The 25,944-nt window shown below is 56.9% G+C and carries 15 protein-coding genes; 4 read left to right on the plus strand and 11 right to left on the minus strand.

Features of this window, described 5'->3' with window-relative positions; all coding sequences use genetic code 11:
• Window positions 1–47: 47 nt before the first annotated feature.
• A complete protein-coding gene (locus tag ETQ85_RS05960; protein ID WP_148578131.1) occupies window positions 48–1,571 on the plus strand; it encodes an ATP-binding protein in 1,524 nt (507 codons plus the stop codon).
• Window positions 1,572–1,929: 358 nt separating this feature from the next.
• On the opposite strand, the gene ETQ85_RS05965 is transcribed toward ETQ85_RS05960, so the two are convergent.
• Window positions 1,930–2,985 carry an IS110 family RNA-guided transposase gene (locus ETQ85_RS05965; protein WP_148578132.1) on the minus strand — a complete coding sequence of 352 codons (1,056 nt, stop codon included), beginning with the start codon at window positions 2,983–2,985 and terminating at the stop codon, window positions 1,930–1,932.
• Window positions 2,986–3,472: 487 nt separating this feature from the next.
• Here ETQ85_RS05965 and ETQ85_RS05970 point away from each other — a divergent pair, with 487 nt between their 5' ends.
• Window positions 3,473–3,868 (plus strand): hypothetical protein, encoded by a 396-nt coding sequence (locus tag ETQ85_RS05970; RefSeq protein ID WP_148578133.1) that lies wholly within the window; start codon window positions 3,473–3,475, stop codon window positions 3,866–3,868.
• Window positions 3,869–4,001: 133 nt separating this feature from the next.
• Window positions 4,002–4,769, plus strand: coding sequence for an SAM-dependent methyltransferase (locus ETQ85_RS05975; protein WP_148578134.1), 768 nt, complete (start codon window positions 4,002–4,004; stop codon window positions 4,767–4,769).
• An 883-nt stretch (window positions 4,770–5,652) separates the two neighbouring features.
• Here the strand turns inward: ETQ85_RS05975 and ETQ85_RS05980 are convergent.
• The 9 genes from ETQ85_RS05980 to ETQ85_RS06020 all read right to left on the minus strand — a co-directional run bounded on the left by ETQ85_RS05980 (window position 5,653) and on the right by ETQ85_RS06020 (window position 23,117).
• Window positions 5,653–6,819 (minus strand): IS91 family transposase, encoded by a 1,167-nt coding sequence (locus ETQ85_RS05980; protein ID WP_148578135.1) that lies wholly within the window; start codon window positions 6,817–6,819, stop codon window positions 5,653–5,655.
• A gap of 7 nt (window positions 6,820–6,826) precedes the next feature.
• Window positions 6,827–7,702, minus strand: coding sequence for a tyrosine-type recombinase/integrase (locus ETQ85_RS05985; protein ID WP_148578136.1), 876 nt, complete (start codon window positions 7,700–7,702; stop codon window positions 6,827–6,829).
• A gap of 515 nt (window positions 7,703–8,217) precedes the next feature.
• Window positions 8,218–10,737 carry a DEAD/DEAH box helicase family protein gene (locus tag ETQ85_RS05990; protein ID WP_148578137.1) on the minus strand — a complete coding sequence of 840 codons (2,520 nt, stop codon included), beginning with the start codon at window positions 10,735–10,737 and terminating at the stop codon, window positions 8,218–8,220.
• 405 nt (window positions 10,738–11,142) lie between these two features.
• Window positions 11,143–11,859 carry a M48 family metallopeptidase gene (locus ETQ85_RS05995; RefSeq protein WP_148578138.1) on the minus strand — a complete coding sequence of 239 codons (717 nt, stop codon included), beginning with the start codon at window positions 11,857–11,859 and terminating at the stop codon, window positions 11,143–11,145.
• Window positions 11,859–14,906, minus strand: coding sequence for a type I restriction endonuclease subunit R (locus tag ETQ85_RS06000; protein WP_148578139.1), 3,048 nt, complete (start codon window positions 14,904–14,906; stop codon window positions 11,859–11,861). The genes ETQ85_RS05995 and ETQ85_RS06000 overlap by 1 nt, the downstream gene beginning before the upstream one ends.
• Window positions 14,903–16,117: a restriction endonuclease subunit S gene (locus tag ETQ85_RS06005; RefSeq protein ID WP_148578140.1), complete on the minus strand. Its 1,215-nt coding sequence runs from the start codon at window positions 16,115–16,117 to the stop codon at window positions 14,903–14,905. The genes ETQ85_RS06000 and ETQ85_RS06005 overlap by 4 nt, the downstream gene beginning before the upstream one ends.
• Window positions 16,114–18,516 carry a type I restriction-modification system subunit M gene (locus tag ETQ85_RS06010; protein ID WP_148578141.1) on the minus strand — a complete coding sequence of 801 codons (2,403 nt, stop codon included), beginning with the start codon at window positions 18,514–18,516 and terminating at the stop codon, window positions 16,114–16,116. The genes ETQ85_RS06005 and ETQ85_RS06010 overlap by 4 nt, the downstream gene beginning before the upstream one ends.
• 339 nt (window positions 18,517–18,855) lie before the next feature.
• Window positions 18,856–20,772, minus strand: a complete 1,917-nt coding sequence (locus ETQ85_RS06015) for a UvrD-helicase domain-containing protein (RefSeq protein WP_148578142.1) — start codon at window positions 20,770–20,772, stop codon at window positions 18,856–18,858.
• Window positions 20,769–23,117, minus strand: coding sequence for an ATP-dependent nuclease (locus ETQ85_RS06020; RefSeq protein ID WP_148578143.1), 2,349 nt, complete (start codon window positions 23,115–23,117; stop codon window positions 20,769–20,771). The genes ETQ85_RS06015 and ETQ85_RS06020 overlap by 4 nt, the downstream gene beginning before the upstream one ends.
• A gap of 443 nt (window positions 23,118–23,560) precedes the next feature.
• Between ETQ85_RS06020 and ETQ85_RS06025 the strand changes: the two genes are divergently transcribed.
• Window positions 23,561–24,436: a tyrosine-type recombinase/integrase gene (locus ETQ85_RS06025; RefSeq protein WP_148578144.1), complete on the plus strand. Its 876-nt coding sequence runs from the start codon at window positions 23,561–23,563 to the stop codon at window positions 24,434–24,436.
• Window positions 24,437–24,733: 297 nt separating this feature from the next.
• Here the strand turns inward: ETQ85_RS06025 and ETQ85_RS06030 are convergent.
• On the minus strand, window positions 24,734–25,944 hold a 1,211-nt coding region (locus ETQ85_RS06030), incomplete at its 5' end, for a Shedu immune nuclease family protein (protein ID WP_222862076.1).

Genomic DNA, 25,944 nt, shown 5'->3' on the forward strand with positions numbered 1-25,944 from the left:
CATTAGATGCACTTAAGCCTTTTGGCTTCTTCATATAGGGAGGATCGATGAAAATTCGAACGATTGGAATCAAAGGATTTCGCGGGTACTCGAACCCGATTCAGATACAAGTCAGCGATCTGCTTGTGCTCGTCGGAAAGAATGATATCGGGAAGTCTACAGTGCTCGAAGCATTGGATATCTTCTTCAATGATGGCAAGGGCACCGTAAAACTCGACAAGGAAGACATAAACAAGGCGAATCTCGCGGCGGGTGACGACTGCATTGAAATTTCTGTTGAGTTTGAAGACTTGCCGGCTGCGATAGTCATCGACTCCACAAATGAAACCACACTTGCAGATGAGCATCTCCTCACTGAGGCTGGCACGCTTAGGATCATAAAGCGCTATCCGAATGCCGGAAAAGAGAAAGTTTTCATTTTCGCCCACCATCCAACTGCACCTGGATGCAGCGAACTTCTTCTAAAGAAGAATTCTGATCTGAAAAAAATTCTTGAGGATCATGGTCTTGAGTGCCTAGATAAGACTAGAAACGCAGAATTGCGGAAGGCAATCTGGAACGGTAAAGGCAACTTGGGCCTTCAAACAATCGAGATCGAAGTTGCGAAGATTGACACAAAGAATATCTGGGAGCAGTTCAAGTCCTACATGCCCCTGTATACGCTGTTTCAGGCTGATCGGAAGAATAGCGATGAAGATAGCGAAGTACAAGATCCGATGCGGTTGGCGGTCAGGGAAATACTTGGTGATCCCACTATCCAAGCAGAACTAGCTAAAGTTGCCGAAAGTGTCAAAACACGTCTAGATGAGGTTGCGGCTCAGACCCTAGCCAAACTGAACGAACTGAATCCCCAAATCGCATCGTCGTTGAACCCGCAGATTCCTGAATCTTCCTCTTTGAAGTGGATCGATGTATTCAAGAATGTATCTATTGCAGGGGATGCGGATATTCCGATCAATAAGCGCGGTAGCGGTGTGAAGCGCCTCATACTGATCAGCTTTTTCCGTGCGGAGGCTGAGAGGCGGCAGCGCGAAGCTGGCCTTCCAAGCGTCGTCTACGCAATTGAAGAACCCGAAACGTCCCAGCACCCTGAACATCAGCGCGCGCTTACATCAGCATTGGTTGCACTGTCAAAAGCAGCGCGAACACAAATTCTGCTCACGACCCACAGCCCTGAGATAGTGAAAAAGCTGGAATTTGAGAACCTCCTCTTGATTGCAGGCCAACAGCCGGACGATATCCGCAATGTTCAAGCAAGTGAGCTCCCATATCCGAGCTTGAATGAGGTCAATTTTTCCGCCTTCGCTGAAGCGTCTTTTGAGTACCACAATGAGCTGTACGGCTTCATAGAAGCCGAGGGAAAGCTCGCGACGTTCAAAAGGGGACAGGCAATGCTGCCATATAGCAAACTCAATCGAGACGGTTCAACAGTGCAGCAGCAGATTGTCTTGACCGAGTACGTGAGGCATCAAATTCATCATCCTGAGAATGAAACCAACCGTAGATTCACCGATCAAGAATTGCGGCAATCAATCGAGGCAATGCGCAACTTCATTCAGTCGAATCCGTAGACCGCGCAAGGTGCATCTAACATGGCTCTAAGGACTTCCCCGTCAAGTACCGTTTTCCAATGACCGGCCGGCAGGCCGGTTTTTCTTTCCTGCCTACCTGCGTTCCCTTCCTGACATCTGCACACACGCGACCGATCGGACAGACAGACTGCCTCTCTCTAATCGGCCTTGATCGGGTCTCGCCCGGGGCCATGCGACTAACCGCACCAGCAGGCCTCAATCGTTCGTCGGCGGAATCAGGGAAACAGGGATCAGCCGTTTCCCGCTTTGATCCGCCATCAGGTTAGCCAGGCTCTCTGCTGGTCGGTCTGACCTGTTCGTCTATCGCTGATGTGCAGTTGCCATTGCTCGATGGCGCTCAGGCCCGTTGCCAGGCCTGCGGGTTGTAAGCCTCGCCCTTCGCCAGCACCGCCCACAGTTGCCTTGCGTGCTTGTTGGCGATGGCGACCAAGGTCTTGTGATAGCCGATCCGTCCGTTGAGCACGACGATCCACTGCTGCAGACGAGTCAGCTTTTCAGGGGATTCACGCCGCTGTTTTCGGAGCGTCGCAGCCAGTACGCTGCGCGCGCCTTGCACGAGCAAGGTGCGCAAGTAGTCGTCACCCCGTCGGGTGATGCGTCCAAGCTTCGTCTTGCCGCCGCTACCCGACTGGCTGGGCGTGAGGCCGAGCCACGCGGCGAACTGGCGGCCATTGCGGAACATCGATGCGTCACCCACGCTGGCGGTCACCGCATCAGCGGTGATGAGCCCGACGCCGGGCAAATCCCGCGCCCGTTTCGCCAGCGGATCGTTCGCCTGCTGGGCGGTGATCTGCCGGTCGCACTCGCCGATCCGGGCGTCCAGCGCATCGAGTTGGTCGCGTACGCTCTGGATCAATCCACGCAGGGCTGGCGACAAGGCGGTGTCGAATTCCCGCTCGGCCAGCAGCGCACGCAAATGCTTTGGACCGGGATCGACAATCACCCCGAATTCGGCGAGCAGCCCGCGGACACGGTTAAGGAGCGCGGTGCGTTCTTCCACCCACCCGACCCGCAGGCTGTGCCAGGCCAAGCGCTGCTGCTGGGCTTCGGTCTTGACCGGGATGAAGCGCATGCCGGGCGAAAGCAAGGCGACAAGGATTGCCTCGGCGTCAGCGCGGTCATTCTTGACCGACTGGCGCTTGCGATAGGGTCGGACGAACTCGGCAGCCATCAGGCGCGGCGCCAGGCCCAGACGCTGCGCGGTGCGGCCCCAGTGGTGGGCGCTGCCACAGGCTTCCATGCCGATCACTGTGGCGGTCGGCAACGTGCCAAGCCAGCTCAGAAAACCCGCCCGGTTGAACTCCCGCCGCGCCACGATCCGCCCGGTGCAATCCGCCACGCAGGCCACGAAGACGTTCTTTGCCAGATCCACACCAACCGTCGTAGTATCCATTTTGACTTCCCTCCTCGCCGTTTCAGATTGAGCTTCAGAAATTCAATCTTGGCACTTGGATGCCAGGTGGCAAGCCCACCGGGTGGGTGGGGGAAGTCCTTTTGTAGTCGCTCAACCTAGCTCCCTTCGGTCGCTGCTGCGCGAAAGAGTCGCGCAGCGCCGGTTAGCTCTATGTTGAGCGTCAGCTTTTCATAGCTGTCACGGGCAGTTTCGGGTCGGAACTTGTCAGTCCGATAGACAGTAGTCGGCCAGAAGCCGTCCGTCGTCACCCGATCCGGATAGCGGCCATTCAGGCGAAGCGGTATGCTCTCCGCCTACGCGCGACATGGAGCAGATAGCCCCCAGTGCAGTCGGCTGCTACTTTTCCTGCCGCCTTATTTTGCATTGCGCGCAGTCTGAATTTTTAAACAGTAACTTGCAAAACATGTTATCCGGCGTTCCGATGTTATGCAGCAGAACTGTCGCCATAAAACAAAGTTAGACATTCATGAACTCAGCGCCGAAGTTTTACCTGCTATATATCGATGGGGTGGCAAATGAACCAATCAAACTTTGGTCGATTGGCGAGGTTGGCCCATATATTTCTCAGCACTTTGAGCAAGCGCTTTCAAGCCAACGCCTTGAGCTCGTTACCGAGGCAGGTGAACCCGTCCTAGACAAAGCACACTTGCGCCGAAGTGCCTGCTTCGCAAAGTTCGGTAAATGGCAAATTCTGCTCTTCGCACTTTTTGCACTGGTCATGATTCTCCGCATGTCAAACTTGTGGTTCCGCTGGCTAGGCGGCATCAGCTTTGTAGGAGTTATAGTTTTTCAGTTGGTCCCTGGCTGGCCGTTGTTTCTCACGCGGCTGCGCCAACGCTCACACTCAACCAAAGACCAGTAACTTCACATGCAAGGTAGACCGTAAATATCCAACCCTACAGTCGAGCGGACCTGCGCGAAAAGCTGCGCAGTCCGCTCACTTCCACGTTAGGCCGTTACCGAATCTATTCACACACGCAAAGAAATTTTTCACAATGGACATTCCACGAATATATAACATTACTGAAAGTGCTCACCGCATCCATAACCCGTTCACACCCGATAAGTTCGCCACTCTCGGCGCGGCGTTGCGTCTGGAATCGGGGGCGCGAGTGCTCGACCTCGGCAGCGGTTCAGGGGAGATGCTATGCACCTGGGCACGCGATCACGGCGTCGTCGGTACTGGCATCGACATGAGCCAGTTGTTCACTGAGCAAGCGAAACTTCGTGCTGAAGAACTCGGTGTTGTCCGTCAAGTCAAGTTCATTCACGGTGATGCGGCGGGTTACGTCTCTGATGAGAAGGTCGACGTGGCCGCCTGCGTTGGTGCCACCTGGATCGCAGGGGGAGTCGCCGGCACTATCGAGCTTCTGGTGCGAAGCCTACGCACCGGAGGGATCATCCTCATCGGCGAGCCCTACTGGCGTCAATTGCCGCCAACAGAAGATATTGCCAAGGGATGTCTTGCTAACTCAATCTCTGACTTCCTCGTGCTTCCAGAATTTATTTCGTCTTTCGGCCACCTTGGCTACGACGTTGTTGAAATGGTTCTGTCCGACCAAGACGGCTGGGACAGATACGAGGCGGCCAAATGGCTCACCATGCGCCGATGGCTTGAAGCCAATCCAGACGACGAGTTCGCGACAGATGTTCGAGCCAAACTGACATCGGAACCCGAGCGCTACGCCGCTTACACGCGTGAATACCTGGGCTGGGGTGTGTTCGCGCTGATGCCGCGGCGATGCGTTGGCGCAGCGGCCTAACCCATCTCTAAGGACTTCCCCGTCAAGTACCGTTTCCCAATGACCGGCCGACAGGCCGGTTTTCCTTCCCTGCGTTCCCTTCCTGACATCTGCACACACGCGACGGATCGGACAGACAGACTGCCTCTCTCTAATCGGCCTTGATCGGGTCTCGCCCGGGGCCATGCGACTAACCCACCAGCAGGCCTCAATCGCTCGTCGGCGGGATCAGGGAAACAGGGATCAGCCGTTTCCCTCTTTGATCCGCCATCAGGTTAGCCAGGCTCTCTGCTGGTCGGTCTGACCTGTTCGTCTATCGCTCAACCTCGCTCCCTTCGGTCGCTGGACGCTGCGCGATAAAGCCGCGCAGCGTCGGTTAGCTCTACGTTGAACGACAGCTTTCCGCAAAGCTCAATGACGGCATTGGGTCGGATCCTGTCATCGGGCAGCCGGGAATGCTGACGTTCAGCCTTGAACGAGCGTGGGAGACAGCTGACCGCCTCATAGCAGCCACTCCTTCTGCTGACCATGAGCGTCAGCAATGGTTTAGGTTTGTTTGACGTCTGCCCTCCACGTGACAAGGCTGGATGACGCGAGAGCGCCTGAGGGCAGACGTTGAATAAACCTCCAGGGACGAAACCGCGGAATGCCGCGGCGCGGTTTGGGCGGGATTAGGCCTATGGCGATTTGACCTCAGCCGCTGTTCCCGAAGTGACCGATGATGGACGCATCGAACCATCGGCAACGTACAGATCGACACTGACGCCGGTTATTGGCGCCACGGTCACACGTGCCAGAGGCGGGGAATTCTGGCGATACGGCATCGAGCAACAGCCGGCCGCTCTCGGCGCCGGGAACGCGAGTGCCGATGTTGTCGTGTGACGAGAGAACTGCAGGCGGAGCATCATGGCGGAGCGCGAATCGGCTGTCGACGCATCACGATCTCGACGATCAGCATGGCGCCACCGCAGCAACGACAAACGAAGGTCGACGATGGCGTGACGGCGCTTGCGTTGTCGGCCGGTTCGGGTCGAGGCACATCGAGCAAGGCACGCGCCGTGGTCAAATTCTGCTGTCGCCCGGCATTGGCCAGCAGGCCGTAGTGACGGATGCGGTGGAAACCCGTTGGCAACACATGCAGCAGGAAGCGCCGCATGAACTCGTCGGCGGCGAGCGTCATCGTCTTGTGGCGGGTAGGTCCCTTGGCCCGGTAGTCCTTCCAGCGGAAGGACACGCCATTCTCATCCATCGCCACCAATCGCCGGTTTGAGATGGCCACCCGGTGGGTGTAGCGGGAGAGGTAGGCCAATACGGCCTCGGGACCGGCGAACGGACGCTTGGCATACACCACCCACTCGCACCCACGCAGCGGCACCAACCACCTGCCGAACGCGCCGGCATCGGCCAGGGGCGCGTACTCGCCGAAGAATTGCAGCCGGCCGGCGCGATAGAGCTTCTCGAGTTCCTCGATGAAGCGCCGACGGAACAAGCGCGACAGCACGCGCACCGGCAGGAAGAACCCGCGCCGGCAAGCGACCCAGCGTTGCCCATCTGGAGAAACACCACCGCCGGGGACGATGCCATGCACGTGGGGATGATGCGTCAATGCCGAACCCCAAGTGTGCAGTACCAAGGTGGCGCCGATCTGGGCGCCGAGATGTTTCGGATCGGCGGCGATGGTCGTCAGTGTTTCCGCTGCGAGGTCGAACAACAGCCGGTAGATCACGGCCTTGTTGGTGTAGGCGATGGCGCTGATGGGTTCGGGCAGCGTGAAGACGACGTGGTAGTACTCGACGGGCAGCAGATCCGCTTGTCGGGCCTCGAGCCAGCGCTGGGCGGCACGCGCCTGGCACTTCGGGCAATGTCGATTGCGGCAGGAGTTGTAGCTGATCTCCTCATGCCCGCAGGCATTGCAACGCAATGCGTGTCCGCCCAGCGCCGCGGTACGGCACTGTTCGATGGCCGACATGACCTTGAGCTGACCGAGGCTCAGGTGGCCTGACTGCTTTGCTCGCCACGCGGGGCCATGGGTGCGGAAGATGTCGGCGACCTCCAGGGCAGGCCGCTCCATGGCGGCGCTACGGGGAGTTCAGCCTCTCCAACGGACTGACGACCTCGCGCAGGATGTCGGTGGCGACCTGGGCATACAGGGCGGTGGTTTCCAGCTTCTTGTGCCCGAGCAGGACCTGGATCAGGCGGATGTCGACCTTCTGCTCCAGCAGGTGGGTGGCAAAGGCATGGCGCAGCGAGTGCATCGATACCCGCTTCCCGATACCGGCTTCGTCGGCGGCTGCGTGGATGGCGCGGTCGAGTTGCCGGGCGCTGAGGTGCCGGACCGGATCCTGGCCAGGGAACAGCCAGCCGCCATCGAGCATCCTGCCTTGCGCGCGGGCCACCCGCCACCAGACGCGCAGCCGTTCCAGCAGCAACGGCGAGAGCATCGCATAACGATCCTTCTGGCCCTTGCCTTGTTCAACCCGCAGCGTCATGCGCTGGCTGTCGATGTCGGTGACCTTCAGTGACACGACTTCGCTGATCCGCAGGCCCGTCGCATAAGCCAGTGCCAGGGCAGTTTGGTGCTTCAGGTTGCCGGCCGCTGCGATCAGGCGCTTCACCTCGTCCGGGCTCAGGATCACGGGTAACTTGCGCGGCAGATGCACCGGCTGCATCTTGGCCATCAGTTCGGGACGGTCGAGTGTGACGGAGAAGAAGAACTTCAAGCCGCAAATTGCTGCGTTGAGCGACGTGGGGGACGCCCCATGATCAACGAGGTGCAGCTGGTAGTTCCGCAGATCCTCGACGGTTGCGGTATCGGGGGTGTGCCCAAGATACTTCGCGAAGTAGCGCACAGCGCGCACGTACCCGTCTTGGGTTCTGTCGCCCAGCTTACGCATCCGCATGTCCTCGATCATGCGCTGGCGCAATGGGCTGATGGTGTGTGTGGAGGCGGTCATGGCTGCAACTCCTTGAGAACGAGGCGGAGTGCCTCAGTTCTCAAGGTAGGAAACCGCGCGCTTCTGTCAGTGACCACCGCGCGGAATCGGAGGGCTACCGCGAGAGCGGTTTAGTCCACGGCCGAACAACTGTCCTAGGCGACGGGCCGTTGCTCGGCCATTGCAGCCGGTCGGCTGATGAGCGGGAATAGGCCGCAATCTGTCGGTCACCGGCCATTCAGCCGCCGATGACCTTCAATGACCGTTCTCAGCCTCAGGCTACAGCCGGGTACTTACCCAATCCCGACGTTCGTCCGTTCTGCTGTCAGTGGCTGGAAACTGAGAGCGGTCACTCCGGGCAACTGGTCACTGGAAGCCTTTATCCTAAACTGACGGCTCGTCTGCATCCCTGGAGTGACTGCTAAGCAGCGAAATGTACCGATTCCTCCAGCAACGCAAATACTGGATGGGTCACACACCAGCCGTTCGGAAAATACACTCCCTTCGTGTGGCATTCAGTCCAGCAAAGAATCGGCCTACTTGAGATTCCTCAGCTTCTTTGTCGTCTGGGTCAGCAGTGTCTGCACATCAAGGCCGTGCTGGTTGACGAGCATCTGGAGATGGGGAATTGAGAGGTCGCGAAAATTCAGAGACTCGAAGCTCTTGAAAAAGTCGCGCACACGCTTGACGAACTGCCTCAGTTCCTGTTCACGCATCGCCTCGACATCGTGGGTGAACGATGCTGCGCTCGCGACCGTGTGGGTTGGGTGGATGAGGATGCGCTTCACCTGCATGCCTGAGTAGTGCTTGGAGAACCAAGCGCTGGACCGGTTCATCTGTTCCGCCTCACGCTTGTTGATCTCCGAGCGAGTGATCTCGACCTCGTCCTTGCACTCCCAGAGAATGTATTGCGAGTCATCCAGAGCCCAGAGGTTGTCCGGCCCCTCCTTCCATTCCTTGTCAGGCCGCTCACCCGCAAAGCCGATGCCCCGGCTGATCTCGTCGAGGGCTTGTTCGAACTTGTCCGCCTTGACTCCGAAAGCCAGCCGGCCAAGGATTTCCGAGACGGCAATGTCCAACTGCTCATAGTTGTCGAACTTGCTGACCCAGGCGGCGATGCGTTCGATGCGACCTTGGCTCACGACCGTTAGCTTAGCGACGGTGACGCCCTCTGGCGGCTTCAGCAGCAGACGGTTGGCCTTGTGGGCGGCGAGCTGCAGGCGGCGGGATTCGGTACGGTTGCCTCGGTACTGGTAGCGGGCGATCTCTTGCAGATACCAGCCCTGGTCCTGCTTGTCGACCTGCTTGTTGTCTAGAGCCTTCTGCAGCATCTCGGCCGCACCGGCGTAGTTGCCGTCGAGATAGGTCTGCTCCGCCGCCAGCTCCGCCGCGTACATGCGCAGCACCTTCTCGTTGGCGCCGGACGGCCTGACCTTATCCATTTGCTCGACGTAGAAGGCTTTCCAGTCCTCATCGCGGCTGAGGCACTGGCGAACCAGTGCTTGGAAGGCTACGGACGGCGTGTCGCCGCTTTCGATGTCCTGCTTAGCCATTTCGGCGATCTCGAGGCCGATCTCGATCTGCCTCGAGATCTGCGACGAAAGAAAAATTCGCGACGCCTTATCGCGAACGAGTCGCGTCAGGTCGGCACCGATGATGATGACCACCGAATAGTCCTTCTCGCCACGCACGCTGCGGCCCATGCCCTGTTCAACCGTGCGCACCGTACGCATCAGCGTGGCCACACTGTCAGGTCGGCAAGCCTCTTCGTAGAGATCGACCAAGCTTTCTGAATACGGCTTGCCGTCGAAGATCAGGATGCGGCAGGTATCGTCAGGCAAATCGATCCCGTCGTAGCGGTTGACGAGGACGACGGTTTTTTCGTATTCACCATCGCGTAGGCCCTCGATGACCGCGCTCACGGAGTCCTTGTCCGAGACCGTGGCACCATATGATTGCCAGTCTTTAACTCTGGCGAACGCCGTCGCCAGCGCGACCACGCCAAACTGGCGCTTGGGCTTAGGGGCAGCGTATCCCTTCACTATCCGCTCGCGGTTCAACTCTTCGTGGATCAGCGAGGGGAGCAGGACCATCTTCTCGCCCGACCAGCTTTCCTTGGCGTACGTCAGGGGGTGAAGGATAGTTTCCGGTTTAAGTTGCAGTCCTTTGATGAGGAAGGCGTCGTCTGTCACCGTGGCAGACATGAAGATGCGATGCGCTGCATTAGAGTAGCTGCCGAAGGCCATCAGGGGCGGAATTCGCGGCTCGATCTCGATGGCCACGCCGGATACGACGCATTGGCAGAATTCCAAGATATCCTTGAGCAATGGCCAGGCGAATTTGACCGACTTACGCTCTGTGTGCGCGGCGAGGATGTTGGCAACATCGGACGCGCGCTCGATCCAGGCCCAGTAGGGCACCTGGAGAAGCGCGTCGCGCTTGCCGTTGCTGACATCCGCATAGGTGCCGATGCCTTGTTGTTCCAGGTCACTGGCGAACAGCGCCTTGATGGCGTCGTAGGCGGGTTCATCCTTCGGTATGCGAATCCGGCAGGCCTCGCGAATCGTGTCGGCGCAGGCGTGCGCGTCGTCCATGAGCATCGTGCCCACGCGAATGGACTTGTGATGCAACCCAAACTTGGTGAGGCCGTTGAACAGCTTCTGGACGGACGTGACCAGAATCTTGTCGCTGTTCAAGAACTCATCGGGCAGCTCGTTGTTGGCTTGGCAGGTGCCAATGCCGAATTGCTTGGCCTGCTCGATCGTTTGCTCGATCAGGAAATTGTCCGGACACAGGTACAGGGCCGGGCCTTTTCCGCTGTTGAGCTGGGATTGCAGCATCAGTAGTCCAATCAGCGTCTTGCCCTGCCCCGTGTGCAACTTGACGATCACGTCTCGCTGCTCGCGATGGCATGCTAACCAATCCTGTAGCACCGAGGCCTGCGCGGGACGCAAGGGTCCCTTGTCGTGCGCACGGTCCAGAGTGTCGTACAGCTTGACCGGATCGGTCGGGCGTTCAGTTTTCTTGCCTGTCAGACGCTTTTTGAAGTCAACCAACTTTGTCTCCCACTCTAGATTTGTGCACGTATATTGCTCGGTCGCTTCGACTTCGATCTCGGCTCCGGTGTGTATTGGCCATCCGGCAGATTTCAAAACACAGCGGCCATTCAAAATGGCTGCTGTGTGGCTATGATAATCGTCCGCTTATGGTCGGAAGCGGCCATTTTAGCTCGTTGGCATCAACGTCTGCAAAGGCCGAGGTGCTGCCGCTGGTTCGACTGGCTCTTCCTCGGCATCTGTTGCCCGCTGCTTGATGATGAGCGACACAGACTGGCCGGTAGTCGGCTTGCCATAACGAACTTTATCGATAGCTGATTAGTCGCACCTAAACAATCGATCCCGGTAACCATTGCTGCTACTCATGCGCAGCCAACTGAAAGATTATCCACCCGGGCCTATTCGTTAATATCCCCACTCCTGATGTGCCAGCGGCAGGCTGTTCAGCACATCCCGAAAGTGTCGCCACTGCGGCATATGGGCATCCATCAAGCGAATGAATCGCTCGCTGTGATGTCGCTCCAGCAAGTGCGCAAGTTCGTGGGCAACAATGTATTCGACGCAAGCTGGCGGCTTTTTGGCGAGATCAGTATTCAGTCGGATATTTCCGGCGATGGGGTTGCAACTTCCCCACTTGGTTTTCATCTTCTGCACGAAGATCTTGTTGGCCTTTACGCCGAGCGCTTTCTCCCACTTGGCGACCAGCGCCGGAACGGCAGCCTTTAGCTGCTCGCGGTACCACGCATCAAGAACCTCCTGCTTTTTCTCAATGCTGGCCTCGGGGCGCAGTTGGAGAAGCATCGTGCTGTGCTTGAGTTCGACGCTCGGTGTGGCTTCCATCTCGATCAGCTTGAGCAGGTAGCGTTTTCCCCAGACGTAGTGACTCTCCCGGTCGAGATATTCACGTGGGGTTTCACGTTCCTGCTCGCGGAGCTTCTTTTGCTGGTTCTTGATCCATGCCAGCTTGGTGATGGCAAACACGCGGATGGTGTCGAGGTCCATGCGCAACGGCGCGGCGATGCGCACCTTGCCCGCGGGAGGATGAACGCTCAGGTGGATGTTCTTGATGTCCTTTAGCACCACGTCGACAGCGATGTCTCCAAGATGAATCTGGGTGACCATCAGTACTCCGTCTGCTGCCTGATGATGAGGAATACGCGCTCGACCTCTTCAACGCTTTGCAAAATTCCGTATAGCGCCGCCTTGATGACGTTTTCCTTGGTCTGAACGCCACGCCAGCCATCGGGCCGGGTGTGCTTCACGGTTTCATCAATCTTGAGTGCCAGCGCCTCGTCTTGCTGGAGGTTGTTGAACAGTGCCCGCTTGCCCGGTGTATCAATGGGTTTGGGGATACCCGGGTCGAAGCCACCCTCGACCCGCTTAGCCAGTTCGGCGACCTGCTTCAGGTATTCTTCGTACTCGATAGCATTGGCCTTGCGTGCCGCGATGATTTCGTCAAGCAGCGCCGACATCTTGGCGTAGTAGGCAGGATCGTTCAGATTTTCCTTGATGATCTTGCTGCGGACGTTGTTCTCGATGGTCTCGGCGACGGCTTCCTTGTTTGCTTTGAGTCCGTTCGGCAGGCTGTTTATTGCGTTGGCAATGCCGGTTTTTACAATCAATTCCAGCAGTGGCATGTCTTCGAAGGGTGAAATCGTCCTTGGCTCGCTGGCCTCTATGTAGGTGTCGATCAGGTGGCGCATGTCGGCCTCGTAAGCCTTCAAGTCCAGCTTTTCGTCGGCGGCATTGCGAATGATCTCGCGTAGCTTCAGATAGCGGTCAATCGCCTGCTTGATGCTCAGGATGTCGGCATCGCTGTAGCCGGCTCGGCTCAGATCATCCGAGATATTGGCGTAGGCCCGCACCAAGGCCACCATCGCCTTGTAGAAGGCGGCGCGTTGCGTCTCGTGCGCCTTCAGATCTTCCGGGATTTCAGTATTGCCGCAGAAGTAGTGAATGTGCTCAAGCTCGCCCTTGGGCGGCGCCACAGGTTCGCAGAGCAAGGCCACTGCTTCCAGCGCATTGTCCAAGCGCTCGCGGCCCTTGGTCATGCGATCTTGCAACATCACATCGGGATCGACGCCGCCGGCGCTCTTGTCAAGTTCGGACGTATAAACGGCAATCGCGTTCTCGACCTTCTTGAACAAGTCCTTGTAATCGACGATATAGCCGAAGTCCTTGTCATCACCATCGAGGCGGTTGGTGCGGCAAATGGCTTGAAACAAGCCGTGGTCCTGCATCTTCTTGTCGATGTAGAGGTAGGTGCAACCGGGCGCATCGAAACCGGTCAGCAGTTTATCCACCACGACCAGCAGCTTCATATTGGCTGGCTGCTCCTTGAACAGCTTCTTGGCCTGGTCCTCGTAGGTTTCAGTCTTGGACTTGCCGGGCAGCGCCTCGACGTTTTGTAGCAGGTTCGTATAGGTGTTGTAGATGAACTGCTTGTCAGTCTCGGTATTGGCGCCAGTATCTTCCAGCGTGATGTCCTGCGCCTGCGGGTTGTACGAGGTGACTACAGCGCACTTGCCCTTGAAGACGGTTTTCTGGAACAACTCAAAATACTTGCAAGCCTCGTAGATACTGGAGGCAACAAGGATGGCATTGCCACGCTGATTGGACAGGCGCGGCTTGGTTCCAAAATCGAAAACAATGTCAGCCACCACCCGATCCATGCGCGACTTCGAGCTGAGCACGTTCTGCATCGTGCCCCACTGCTCGCGTAGTGCCGCTTTCTGCCAGTCGTTCAGCCCCTTGGTTTTGGCCTCGAACCAAGCATCTATCTTGTCGCTGGAGCCAAGTTTTTGGTCAATGTCCCGCGCCTCATAGACGAGGTCGAGCACCACCTGATCCTCAACCGCCTCGCTGAATTTGTAGGTATGGATGTAGCCGCCAAACACTTCGAGGCTGGTCTGCTTATCCTGCTTGAGCAGTGGCGTGCCGGTGAAGCCGACGAATACCGCATTGGGCATCAGCGCCTTCATCGTCCGATGCAGCTTGCCGCTTTGGGTGCGGTGGCATTCATCGACGAAAACGAACAACTCGCCAACGGTCGGGCAAGGCTGGGATTCCAGCTCCTTGATGAACAGCTCGAAGTCATCCACATTCTTCTTGCCGAACTTGTGCACCAGCGAGCAAAGCAGTCGCGGTGCCGCTTGGCCGAGATGCGTCATCAAGTCGCGACCGCTGCTGGCGCGGGTCATCGGATAACCGGCAGCGATGAAAACGCCTTCGATCTGCTTGTCCAGTTCGTCGCGGTCAGTAACGATCACGACACGGGCATTCGGCTTGTTCTCCAGAATCCACTTGGCCAGCAGCACCATGACGATGCTCTTGCCACTGCCCTGGGTGTGCCAGATGATGCCGCCTTCGCGGCGATGGACATGCCCCTGTGCCGCTTTGATGCCGAAATACTGGTGAACACGCGGTAGCTTCTTGATACCGCCATCGAAGAGCACGAAATCGTGCATCAACTCGATCAGCCGCGCCTTGTTGCACATCTTCAGCAGGTATTTGTCGAGTTTGAAGCGGCTGTTGTCGGCCTCGTCTTCCTTCCAGGTCAGGAAATACTTTTCGCCGGTGCCGATGGTGCCGTATTGCAGCCCTTCGGAATCACTGCCAGCAAAGACGAACTGCACTGTGCTGAAGAACCAGGCATTGAATTCAGGCTGCTGATTGGAAATGTTCTGGCGGATGCCGTTGCCGATGGATATGCGAATGTTCTTCAGTTCCACGACGCCGATGGCGATTCCGTTGAGGTAAAGCACCAGATCAGGTCGCCGCTCGAAATTGCCGTGCAGGGTCACTTCCTCGGCAATGGCGAAATCGTTTTGCGCCGGGTCGTTCCAGTCGATCAACCAGACCGTTTCAGTGTTCTCGCCCGCCGCTGCCTGTACCTGAACGCCGTAACGCAACAGACTGTACACGGCCTTGTTGTTGTCGTAGAGGCTGCGATTGGGGTTGCCTGCCTCGGTACGCAAACGGTCGAGGGCGCGGCTGATCTGTGTAGTGCTGTATCCGCGCTTGGTGAGGTAGGCGCTAAGCAGCGTGTCTTCGATGTTGCTGTTGTTCGGGCGGTCGGTCCAATCGCCGAGCGTGCGGAAGCCCAGCTCGTCACGAAACAAGCGGATGACGCGATTCTGGGTGACACGTTCTGGCTGGCCGATAGTCATAGCAGGCGAATTTCTCCGGTGAGCAGCTTTTGCATCATGCCTTGCTTGATTGAGCGCGATTTCTCAAGTTTTGCCTCAAGTTCGGCGAGTTCGGCATCCATGTCGGCAAGGATAGTAACAATGGCAGCTTGTTCTTTAATTGGTGGAAGGTTGAGCTGAATTTTCTTGAGTTCAGGGAGGGAAATACCCTTTACGGTGCTACCGCTACCGAGTTCATCAATAAATTTTCCATAATACTCAAACCAGAAATAGAGATATTGTGTGTCTAACCCTGATCTTGGGAAAAGAGCCTTCAAGTCCTGGTTGATGGCAACATCGACCTCGTACACTACCGCTTTACCAAGGGCCATCCTTGTAGAGGTAATCAGCGTTCCTTTTGGTATCAAGTGCGATGCGCTGTTACGTAAGCCTGTCTTGGTAATGGACTCCTGAGAGTAGCGTGGATTAAAAGTTGCGAAGTCCTTTACCGTCACCCACGGAATCTCGTCACCCCAGTACTGTGAATTTGCTCGGCTCGGAGTGCCACCCCCAATGAATTTTTCAATGCTGTCTCCCAATCGAGTCTGTTCCCACTCCCCGCTGAACCCCGGCAGGCGCTTTTTGCCAGTGAGCAATTCCTGCATGGTGCCTTGTTTGAGGTGGCGCTTTTTGGCGAGTAATTGCTCCAGCAATTCGATGAGGGCATCCGCATCACTCAACGCCTCGGCAATGGTTTCTTGTTCCTCGATCGATGGTAGTGGGAGCGGATACTGCCTAAGTTCCTTTAAATCGACGCCAGTCTGACCTGATGACCGTCGGGATAATTTTTCAATGAAAGCGAACAGCTTTTCCTGTTTCAAAAAATAATATGCGTAGGAGTTGTTGATTGCAGGGCAGGGCTTGGCCTTGATTAACGCAACGTTATAAGCACCATCAATTCCTCGGAGAATTTGAAAGACTGGTGGCCCATAACGGCCAATCATAATGTCCGATTCGTTGCAAAATCGCCGTGCAAGACTCCAAGGGATGTACGTCTCGTACTTGTCAGTTTTGTAATCCCGAATTTGGATCAGCCTTACATAACCAGCCTTCCACGATTGCCGGAACACGCTTTTATCCGGTTGGGAGCCACCCTCAAAGTCAACCAGATCACCGATGGTGTGCGGTGACCAATCCGCTGGAATTACCCCCGCCTCAGTTTGCTTGTAGCCCGGTCGCAGTTGAGCACTCATTGCAAAAAGCCCATCTTTTTCAGGTGGACCGCAACCTTCGCACTTAGGTCGGCGACCTTATCGGTCAGAGTCGGTAGAGGGCTTTCATAGCGTTCGGCCAATTCCTTGACGCGCTGGGTAAGCATTTGGCTGATGCGGTCCATTTCGCCGTAGATGGCGGCGGCGATGGCGGCCAGCCATTTGTCGTCGACGACCAGCGTCTTGATGTCGGCCTCACTTAGCTTCGGGTATTGAGCGTAAGCCAGCGCATCAAGTTGGGCCTCGGCATCCTTGAGGTTCTTTTTGAGGTCAGTTTCCTGCGTGTTCAGTTTCAGCCAGGCATTGAGGGCGACGGCCTCTTCCTTGGCTTCGTGATCGTGTTTGATTTCCTTCAACCGGGCACTAACGTTGGCCTTGTTCACCTTGTCGAGTTCGGAGAACGGGCCATCTTCCCCACCGTGTTCTTCCTCCATTTCGGCCATTTGGGCGACGACGCTTTCCAGCACCGCCTCTTGCTCACGGATAGCGGTCTGTTGCGTAGCGAAGTAACGATTGACGATCAGCGGCTTGGGAATCAGATCACAAGCCCAACCTTTATCGACTTCCTTGCCCTTCTTGTTGGTTTCAATAAGGCGGTAGGTTTCAGCCTTCCAGCCATCGGCGGCGATCAGGTAGCAATCGTCCTGCATGGTGGTGGCCCAGTAGTCCATCAGGTGCTGATAGACGGCGTACTTGTCGATCAGCAGCTTGCCGGTGTAGTGGGCGAGCAGGTCTTCGGCCAGTTCGTGAATGACCGTCTTCGGGTGACAATTGACTTGCAGAGCCTTGAGCGTCTGGCTGCTGTGCTGCTGCCAGTCGGCAAACAGGGCGCTCATGCTGGTGATGAAGCTGACGAACTCCGGGTGCTCATAGATGCTGGGCTTGATGGCCTGCTTACTGACGGCGAGATCGAGGTATCCGGGACGATTGGCCTTGAACAAGGTTTGCCGCAGTTGCGGGCAGACATTCCAGTACGGCTGCAAGGCATCCACGTCGGTGCTGGGGATGCCGCCCTTCAGGTGGCCTTCGATGTCCTGAATGTCCTCGGCCTGCTGGCTGTCGATGTAGCGCGGAATGTTGAGGTTGAAATCGTTCTTCTCGATTTCCTCAATGCCGACCATCCGCGAATACTTGGGGTCGCTGTCATCGCGGCGATTGAAGGTATCGACGATCTTGTGAATATCGCAGTCGCGCAAGCGGTTCTTCGGGCCGTCCTTCATGAATCCGGCGCTGGCGTCGATCATGAAGATGCTCTTGCGGGTGTGGGCGTTTTCCTTGTCGATGACGACGATGCAGGCAGGAATGCCGGTGCCGTAGAACAGGTTGGCCGGTAGCCCGATGATGCCCTTGATGTAGCCCTTGCGAATCAGGTTGCGGCGGATGTCGGCTTCGGCATTGCCGCGAAACAGCACGCCATGCGGCAGAATGCAGGCGCCCTTGCCGCTACTCCGGAGTGAGCGAACGATGTGCAGCAGGTAGGCGAAATCGCCCTGCTTGGCCGGTGGCGTGCCGAAGTGCTTGAAACGCTCGTGCGGGTCATTGAGTGGGTCGAGGCCGGTGCTCCAGCGTTTGTCGCTGAAGGGAGGATTGGCGACCACGAAGTCAAAGGTCTTGAGTTGGCCGTCATCGCTGGTGAAGCGTGGATTGGCCAGCGTGTTGCCTTGCTTGATTTCCGCCGTCGGATTGTTGTGCAGGATCATGTTCATCCGGGCCAATCCGGAAGTCGCGGCATCCTTTTCCTGACCGTAGAGTGTCACCTTGGCATGGGCTTCGTCGCCCACTTTCAACAGCAGCGAACCCGAACCGCAGGTCGGGTCATACACGGTAGTGTCGTTGTTGGTGACGGCCTCATGGATGCCGATGATTCGCGCCATGATGCGGCTGACTTCGGATGGCGTGTAGAACTGGCCTTTGCTCTTGCCGCTCTCGGCGGCGAAGTGTCGCATCAGGTATTCGTAGGCATCACCGAGGATGTCGTCGCCGTCTGCGCGGTTTTTGCTGAAGTCGAGCGCCTTGTTCTCGAAGATGGAAATCAGGTTGGTAAGCCGATCGACAATTTCCTGACCGCTGCCGAGTTTGCTCGGGTCGTTGAAATCTGGCATGTCCGACAGCTTGTTGGCATTCGCCAGCGGCCCGATGATCTTCTTGTTTATCTGGTCGCCAATGTCCGGCTTGCCCTTGAGGGCGACCATGTCCTTGAAGCTGGCACCTTCTGGAATGGTGATTGGCGCATAAGGGACACCGGCGTATTTGTCTGAAACGTACTTGACGAACAGCAGGACGAGAACGTAGTCCTTGTACTGACTGGCATCCATGCCACCACGCAGCTCGTCGCAGGAGGCCCAGAGGGAAGAATAGAGTTCGGATTTCTTGATTGCCATAAGCTAATACTTGTAGGTATAACGCTGACCGTAATCTGGGTCGCGAAAGGCGGTGACTTCACCAATACATGACAATGGAATAAGACAAATAATTTTCTTGTTATGGGCTGAAAAATGTGTACAAATTACGGGCCGGAGACCTTGAATTGGCTGAGTCTCCAGACGTCTGCAGTGTGACCAAATACAGATACTTCCTCCGCATTGCCAAGCGGTGTACGGCGGCGACAGCAGAAAACAGTCATCGGCGAGATCTGGCTGGTCGATCCATATCCTGAATCTGTCGTTCTTCGTGGCGAGCAATGATCCCATCGATAGACCAGGCGAAAAATCTGTGCCCTTTCAAGTAAGAAGTTCGATTTCGTCCTCTTGGAACCATCCGTTTTTAAGGATGGCTTCTTGGGCCAGCGCCGGACCTGGAGAGTAATAGACGATCGCCAAACTCTTCTCTGCACGGCTACAAGTGACATATAGTAGGCGCCGAGTGCGGTCGAGGGTCGTTTCCCGACCAGCGGCTTTGTTCTCCTGATCGGCTTTCGACCATTCCTTTGTGCCGAAGAGCTTGTCATACGCGAATAGGAAACCTCGCGCCTCCTCATCGTTCACCACAACAAGAACGCGCGGAAACTCCAGACCTTTTACCCCTTGGTGCGTGCCGAACTGTGATTCCCCACGGACGTAGAAGTCGTAGCGCTCAACCTGGACCAGCGGCGCCTCTAATGCCTTGCGCCACGCAGCAAGTTCAGTTCCGGTATCGGCAGCTACATCATCTCCCATTTTCTCCGTCTCAACAGCGTCCGCTGCAGCCTGCTGACCAGTCGCCTCACTGTCTTCGGATTCGATGAACGGTGACAATGAGTCAGGTATGGCAAACAGTCCATGCTTCGCCACATGATTGAGCACATCGTGGGCAGAGACATCGGAGTTGGCTTCCATCAAAGTCAAAAGCCCCTCACAAGCTGCGTTAGCCTTGGCCAACTGCTGAATTTGATTTGAGCCAGCGGCTTCGAGAGTTGCGCGCTCCAGCAAGGGCGACGATTCTCGGACGACGGCCATAGCTCCAAATCGATCATCCGCTCGAAGCGCTCGGATCAGGGGCAACACCTCCCGGATGAAGAACCCAATCGCGGCACCGGTGCCCTGAAGCAGATTGGTTCCAAGGCTGGGGACTGCCCAAAGTGGCTCGAAGAAGTCCACGAACCCGAAGCGCCGGGCAGACATAAGGTGTTCGAGCGCCAGCGTCTTCACAGACTCGGCGGTTTGCCAAGCCTGATCGCCGGTGATTTCTGCCATCCGTTGCCGCACAGTGGTCTCTGTCTCAAACGGCTTGTGTATTCCCTGAGCCGCTATGAACACGCGAACTACACCCCTTTCAGCGTCACTGCGTGGCACTTGCTCCTCGCCATCAACGTCATGCCGAATATTGTTGATGACTTCGATGATGCGGCTGGGGCTCCGGTGGTTCATCCTCTTCCGAGGTTGAGCCCATCGCTCCGGAATAGCCTTGTCCAGCCGATCCTTACCATCGGCGTAGATGCGCTGCATCATATCCCCGAACAGCCCCAGGCAGAACCGGTGGTGGAACTCGTCTTCAAGATGAAGGAAGGCCTCCATGAGTACGCGGCTCGTATCCTGGCTCTCGTCGATGAGAAGGATGGGACATCTGCTGACCAACATCCGCCTCAATCCAGGTTTTGAGGTTAGGAAATCCGCAGTCATTGCGATGACCTCTGAGTGGTTCAAAGAATCTCGCGTTCGGTTGTCGCTTGTCGGGCTGTAAATGAACCGCAAGATAGAGTCCAACCGAGCAAGGCGGCGGCGCTTGCTCTCCATTGACCGAAGACGCTCAATGCCGGCTTTTGTGTTCGGCCGCCCCTTACGGTGCGCTTCCTCCAAGTCGGCCAACTCCTGCTCTAGGTTCTTGGCAACCCATTGCCGGATGTCGTCGTTGTAGCCATCAATCAGCGACCAAGAAAAAGCATGAATCGTCATGACCTCAACCCGCGGGTTGAACTCCAATCGCTGCTTAATTTCGTCGCAGGCAGCATTCGTGTACGTGATGACGCCGATCTTCTTACCAGTCAACGAGAGCTGCCGGCCTTGTGCGCTACACACTTTTCGGACGGCGCTCACTAACGAGCGCGTCTTGCCGGATCCAGCTCCTGCGTAAAGGAAGAAGCTCCTCGGTTTCGCGAGATTTAGGCACTCGACGATCGTCGCATCGGCAGCGGCGTCAAATTGATCGTCAGCGGTCCTCACGGGTTGCCTCCTAGCGCTTCAGCGCCCGTGGGCGCGACCATTGTTGGATCTGTGCTCAAGATTTCGACCTGCTTCTTCTTCATCTGCTCAAGTAGCCATTGCAGGCCTTCCGCGATGTACTTGGGCGCAGTGAGACTCTTGAAGTCACTTGCCATGAGCACGTCGAGTGCGAACTCCGCTTTCTTCCCATTCTTGAGCGCCGTATACATTGCGAGCCCAACCGCGCCAGCGCCACCTCCTGCATTGATCGCATCGCGAAATTTGGCAATCAGCCCTATCCCGGGAAATGCAGCGAAGTAAGCCAGGTTCTCAAAAACGAGTGCGTCCTCAAATGTGTATGGGTATGCCGTTTCTTGAGTTGTTGAACCAGGTAGCGTGATCGCGACTGGCGTTTGGTATGCGGCGCGCACTGCAAAGAGCGTATCCCCGGCAGCCGCCAATATCTTGGCGGCGGGCGCAATATCCATGAGGGTGTCGACGTCGTCGTTGGCCGGAATCCAAGTTTTCAGGGTCGCGTTGTTGGTCTTCTGGCCTGCGCCCTTCGCTGGCTGAACAGAGGAACCACCCGTAGCAGACAAAGTGTCTAGATCGGTGACGATGAGGGTCAACAAGCCGAGATGGTCGATCAAAGGTCGCAAACGGTGAGCATGGCTTCCGCCGATCTCCAGCAGCGTGATGTAGCTCTGGTGAAGCACCTCATAGTGGGCACGGATGAAATTGGGAATGAGCATTCGCTCGGCAGGCCCTTCGACAAGGATTACCGCGTCTGCGAAAAATAGGTCTGCATGTTGAGCACGTAAGTACCGGGTGACGAATCGCTCGGTATCGCTTCCTGATCCGAACACCTCCGACAGATTGACAACGGTTGACACAGGCACCTTCGCCACCATTCCGGCCGGCAATCTGCGGAAGTACCGAAGGCTCGCAAACGGCGTCTCGTGAGCCACATGACTCGAGTGCGTGCTGACAACCAGCTGAGTGCGAAGCGTCTTGCTCGCGCCAAGCTCAGAGTGTTTGCGGAGCACTTGGTACGCTTTCTTGATGAACACCTGCTGGACTTGTGCATGTAGGTGTGCTTCGGGCTCTTCAACCAATACTAGGTGCAGCGGCTCTATGCTGGTCGCCTCGGACCCTTTGGATGCCTTGCCGACGCGCATCCAAGCATCGCGAAAGCTCATTAGTCGGAAGATCATTGAGATGAGGTTCTGATATCCGAGCCCGTTGCTACCTTCGGGCAGTAGCAACAACGGTGTCTTCTCACCGGTATCGGAGATAACGTCGACCTCGAAATTGACGGCAGCGCTGTGGTTCAGACCATCAATGGCACGTAGCCGCGTTGAAACACGGGGGCGAGGATCGCTAACTCCTGGATAACCTAATCCTGCGACCTCGGTGAAGCATTCTTTGAAGCTGTCCGTGAGCCGGGCGTCGAACGCACCTTCGGCTGCTTCCATCGCCTGCAACGCTTCAAGATCCATCGGATCGGGGCCTTTAGCTGGGTCGAGGTGCTTTGCGTAGTAGCTCCGAAGCTGCTCCGACAAACGAGTTCCTCCAACTGAGGTCTGGCCGTCGTCCTCTTCAGGGCCAACGTGGACTTCGCCAAATCCTCGTTGCGCAGGGATGTCGTGCACCTTGATCAGCCCACCCAACGGGTCTCCTTCGATCGCCTTCGCTGCGGCAGGCAATAACTGCGGTAGAGCCCTAAGCTTCTGGGGTGGGACTAACTGACTTGGGTCTAAAGGATAGACCCGAATCGTGAATAGGGTGCCAAGACGCCTCGTGAGGAAGTCGATCAGGTTCTCTGGCCAGATTGTCAACGTCGGCAGAGACGCAGGATCAAGGTCAGAATGCTTCGCCATTGCGGTCGCAAGTGCAGCTGCTCGCATCGCGTCCGCTTCGCTTACGGCTGCAATGAAATCTTTGAAGAGGCTGTTCAGATCCTTTGGCTCGTAGCGAAGGCGAACACCGAGCTGGCCGCCGATCCAGTCCATCATCGGGACCAAAGGTTGGACGCGGTGGACCTCGTCCTCTCGGACATCGATCCAAAGATCGAGCGTCGGCAGGATTGGCACCCATGGGGCAACGACGAGGTCAATCGTCTCGCCCGCTTTGTGCGCGTTGATCCAGGATTCGCCGATGCCTACAACCGCTTTCCAATGGCAGAGGGTGAAATCATGGATCTCGAACGGACACCGGCGCGGGGTTAGGAAGCGTCGCAAGGCAAGCATGGCCGATGTCTTGCCGCTGTTGTTAGCTCCCACGAACAATGTCGTTTCGTCCGACAGGTCTACTCGCGCAGACAGGAGCTTCCTGAAATTTGAGATCTCGACGAACTCGATGTGCATTGCTCCCCATCCCTTGGATTCGACTTGGTTTGTCTATAACTCTAACCTAGAGGGGAGTATGAGAAAACTGGGGAATATGCATGAGGAGTACGATCTGTCCGGTAGCGGCTCCTAGGGACAACGTCGTCAACTTTCAGTACCGGACATTGGGGCCGGCGCACCTCATGCTCCATGAATGACTGCCACAGACCGCTTTGGTTAAGGGGTGCCCGATGCCTGCCCCCACTTGCAACGCGCCGAGGCCATGACTCACCCGGCCGGGCAGGCGGCGGTTCGCCTCGTTGGCCGAGTAGGCGCCTCTCACGTTAGGACAGCACCTCGGCCAAGGACTAAACCGCTCTCGCGGTAGCCCTCCGATTCCGCGCGGTGGTCACTGACAGAAGCGCGCGGTTTCCTACCTTGAGAACTGAGGCACTCCGCCTCGTTCTCAAGGAGTTGCAGCCATGACCGCCTCCACACACACCATCAGCCCATTGCGCCAGCGCATGATCGAGGACATGCGGATGCGTAAGCTGGGCGACAGAACCCAGGACGGGTACGTGCGCGCCGTGCGCTACTTCGCGAAGTATCTTGGGCACGCCCCCGATACCGCGACCGTCGAGGATCTGCGGAACTACCAGCTGTACCTCGTTGATCACGGGGCGTCCCCCACGTCGCTCAACGCAGCAATTTGCGGCTTGAAGTTCTTCTTCTCCGTCACACTCGACCGTCCCGAACTGATGGCCAAGATGCAGCCGGTGCATCTGCCGCGCAAGTTACCCGTGATCCTGAGCCCGGACGAGGTGAAGCGCCTGATCGCAGCGGCCGGCAACCTGAAGCACCAAACCGCCCTGGCACTGGCCTATGCGACGGGCCTGCGGATCAGCGAAGTCGTGTCCTTGAAGGTCACCGACATCGACAGCCAGCGCATGACGCTGCGGGTTGAACAAGGCAAGGGCCAGAAGGATCGTTATGCGATGCTCTCGCCGTTGCTGCTGGAACGGCTGCGCGTCTGGTGGCGGGTGGCCCGCGCGCAAGGCAGGATGCTCGATGGCGGCTGGCTGTTCCCTGGCCAGGATCCGGTCCGGCACCTCAGCGCCCGGCAACTCGACCGCGCCATCCACGCAGCCGCCGACGAAGCCGGTATCGGGAAGCGGGTATCGATGCACTCGCTGCGCCATGCCTTTGCCACCCACCTGCTGGAGCAGAAGGTCGACATTCGCCTGATCCAGGTCCTGCTCGGGCACAAGAAGCTGGAAACCACCGCCCTGTATGCCCAGGTCGCCACCGACATCCTGCGCGAGGTCGTCAGTCCGTTGGAGAGGCTGAACTCCCCGTAGCGCCGCCATGGAGCGGCCTGCCCTGGAGGTCGCCGATATCTTCCGCACCCATGGGGTTCGGCATTGACGCATCATCCCCACGTGCATGGCAGACGTCAAACAAACCCAAACCATTGCCGATGCATTGCTGACTGCCCGTATCAGTCAGCAATGCATCGGATAACTGCCCGTCAGCACCATCATGCGCGAACTTCAGTTGCTGGTTTTGACGAACGCGAACAATCGACCCAGCGCGGGCGGCCACCGCAACCGGGCCATTCACCGGGCGAGGCGGGAGTTCCCAATTATTCTGATCAATCAACCACCGAGGGCGGCAATTGTGTGGTTGAGCCGTCGTAACAGGTCGTCGTAGGTGATGATGTCCATCATGTTCGCGTATTTCCGCTTGATGACCTCGAAGTCAAGCAGTTGACTGCGGGTCATCTTGGTCCCACCAATCTGATCGCGGCCAACGATAATGATTGCCTTGGGGTTGGAGATCCGGATCTCCATGCCAGCCGGCAGCTTGGCGGCATACCTCGTGTTGAGTGCCTTTTCGCCTTGCACGCCCCATTTGGAGAGGTGGAACAGATACTTCTCAGCCTGCATGATGCTGCCGCTCAGTTCCGTGGTCGGAATGCTGTTGTCGCGGTATTTGCTATGCCGGAGAATCTTGTCGTCGAAGGGCTTCTTAACCTCGATGACGTCGAGATTGCCATTCGCGTCCAGCAGGCCGATGTCGATATAGCGCTCAGTCTTCTTGGTTGGGTCGCTGTAGTAATCACTGATAGGGATGTTCTCAAGCACCATGATGTACTTGGGGAACAAGAGGAGCAAGAACTGTAGCATCAGCTTCTGCCATTCGTTCTCGGACAAGTCTTTCTTGGTCGCCAGGGCATCGCTGATTAGGTCCCGGATTAGGATGTATTTCTCGATCTCCAGCTTTTCAAGTGCGCTCAAATCGAGTTTTGCGGAGCCAGGGAGCGCCTTACTTTTCTTGTTGAGATACGAGTCGTAGCGGCCACGCGCGTCCTTCATCCCATCTAGGAACTCGGAAAGAATCGTGTAAACGCGCGCATCTGCATAGCGGTCGAGCTCGCGACTGTTCGGGAATTTCTTGATCAGCTCCTCGAATACGTCCTGCGGGATGGCGTTAGGACGGGTTCCTCCTATTGCGATGGGATTGGAGTGGTCCAAGAGCGCTGAAAGCCGTCCAAAGATTGAAACGTTGCGCTCAGCCGCAAAGGTCGCGCGCGATACCTTTACCGCACGGTCAATGTGGACGTCGTTTTTGATATCGAGAATCGTTGCGGGAATTTCTAAATAGCCGCCATTGAAAATGCCGAGTTGAAAGCGATACGCGTGACCACTGGGGTCTTGCGGGGGTGTTGGAGGGTTCAGTAGGTCCCTCCGGTCGAAGAAGAATACCCGCGATAAACGGACCTCATTGTGGGCCGTCAGCTCATCCCAAACCCATTTTCCATTTCCCCATTGATCTTCTTTATATTCGACCTGAATCCGTGACCAGA

Origin of the sequence: Zoogloea oleivorans, assembly GCF_008107625.1 — a bacterium.
GTDB lineage: Bacteria > Pseudomonadota > Gammaproteobacteria > Burkholderiales > Rhodocyclaceae > Zoogloea > Zoogloea oleivorans.

Coding starts and splice junctions, on each gene's coding strand:
- ETQ85_RS05980 (WP_148578135.1), bottom strand. CDS start 6,819: ATGGAGCGGCCTGCCCTGGAGGTCGCCGACATCTTCCGCACCCATGGC.
- ETQ85_RS05995 (WP_148578138.1), bottom strand. CDS start 11,859: ATGGTCACCCAGATTCATCTTGGAGACATCGCTGTCGACGTGGTGCTA.
- ETQ85_RS05985 (WP_148578136.1), bottom strand. CDS start 7,702: ATGACCGCCTCCACACACACCATCAGCCCATTGCGCCAGCGCATGATC.
- ETQ85_RS05970 (WP_148578133.1), top strand. CDS start 3,473: ATGAACTCAGCGCCGAAGTTTTACCTGCTATATATCGATGGGGTGGCA.
- ETQ85_RS06000 (WP_148578139.1), bottom strand. CDS start 14,906: ATGACTATCGGCCAGCCAGAACGTGTCACCCAGAATCGCGTCATCCGC.
- ETQ85_RS06010 (WP_148578141.1), bottom strand. CDS start 18,516: ATGGCAATCAAGAAATCCGAACTCTATTCTTCCCTCTGGGCCTCCTGC.
- ETQ85_RS06020 (WP_148578143.1), bottom strand. CDS start 23,117: ATGCACATCGAGTTCGTCGAGATCTCAAATTTCAGGAAGCTCCTGTCT.
- ETQ85_RS05965 (WP_148578132.1), bottom strand. CDS start 2,985: ATGGATACTACGACGGTTGGTGTGGATCTGGCAAAGAACGTCTTCGTG.
- ETQ85_RS05960 (WP_148578131.1), top strand. CDS start 48: ATGAAAATTCGAACGATTGGAATCAAAGGATTTCGCGGGTACTCGAAC.
- ETQ85_RS05975 (WP_148578134.1), top strand. CDS start 4,002: ATGGACATTCCACGAATATATAACATTACTGAAAGTGCTCACCGCATC.
- ETQ85_RS06005 (WP_148578140.1), bottom strand. CDS start 16,117: ATGAGTGCTCAACTGCGACCGGGCTACAAGCAAACTGAGGCGGGGGTA.
- ETQ85_RS06025 (WP_148578144.1), top strand. CDS start 23,561: ATGACCGCCTCCACACACACCATCAGCCCATTGCGCCAGCGCATGATC.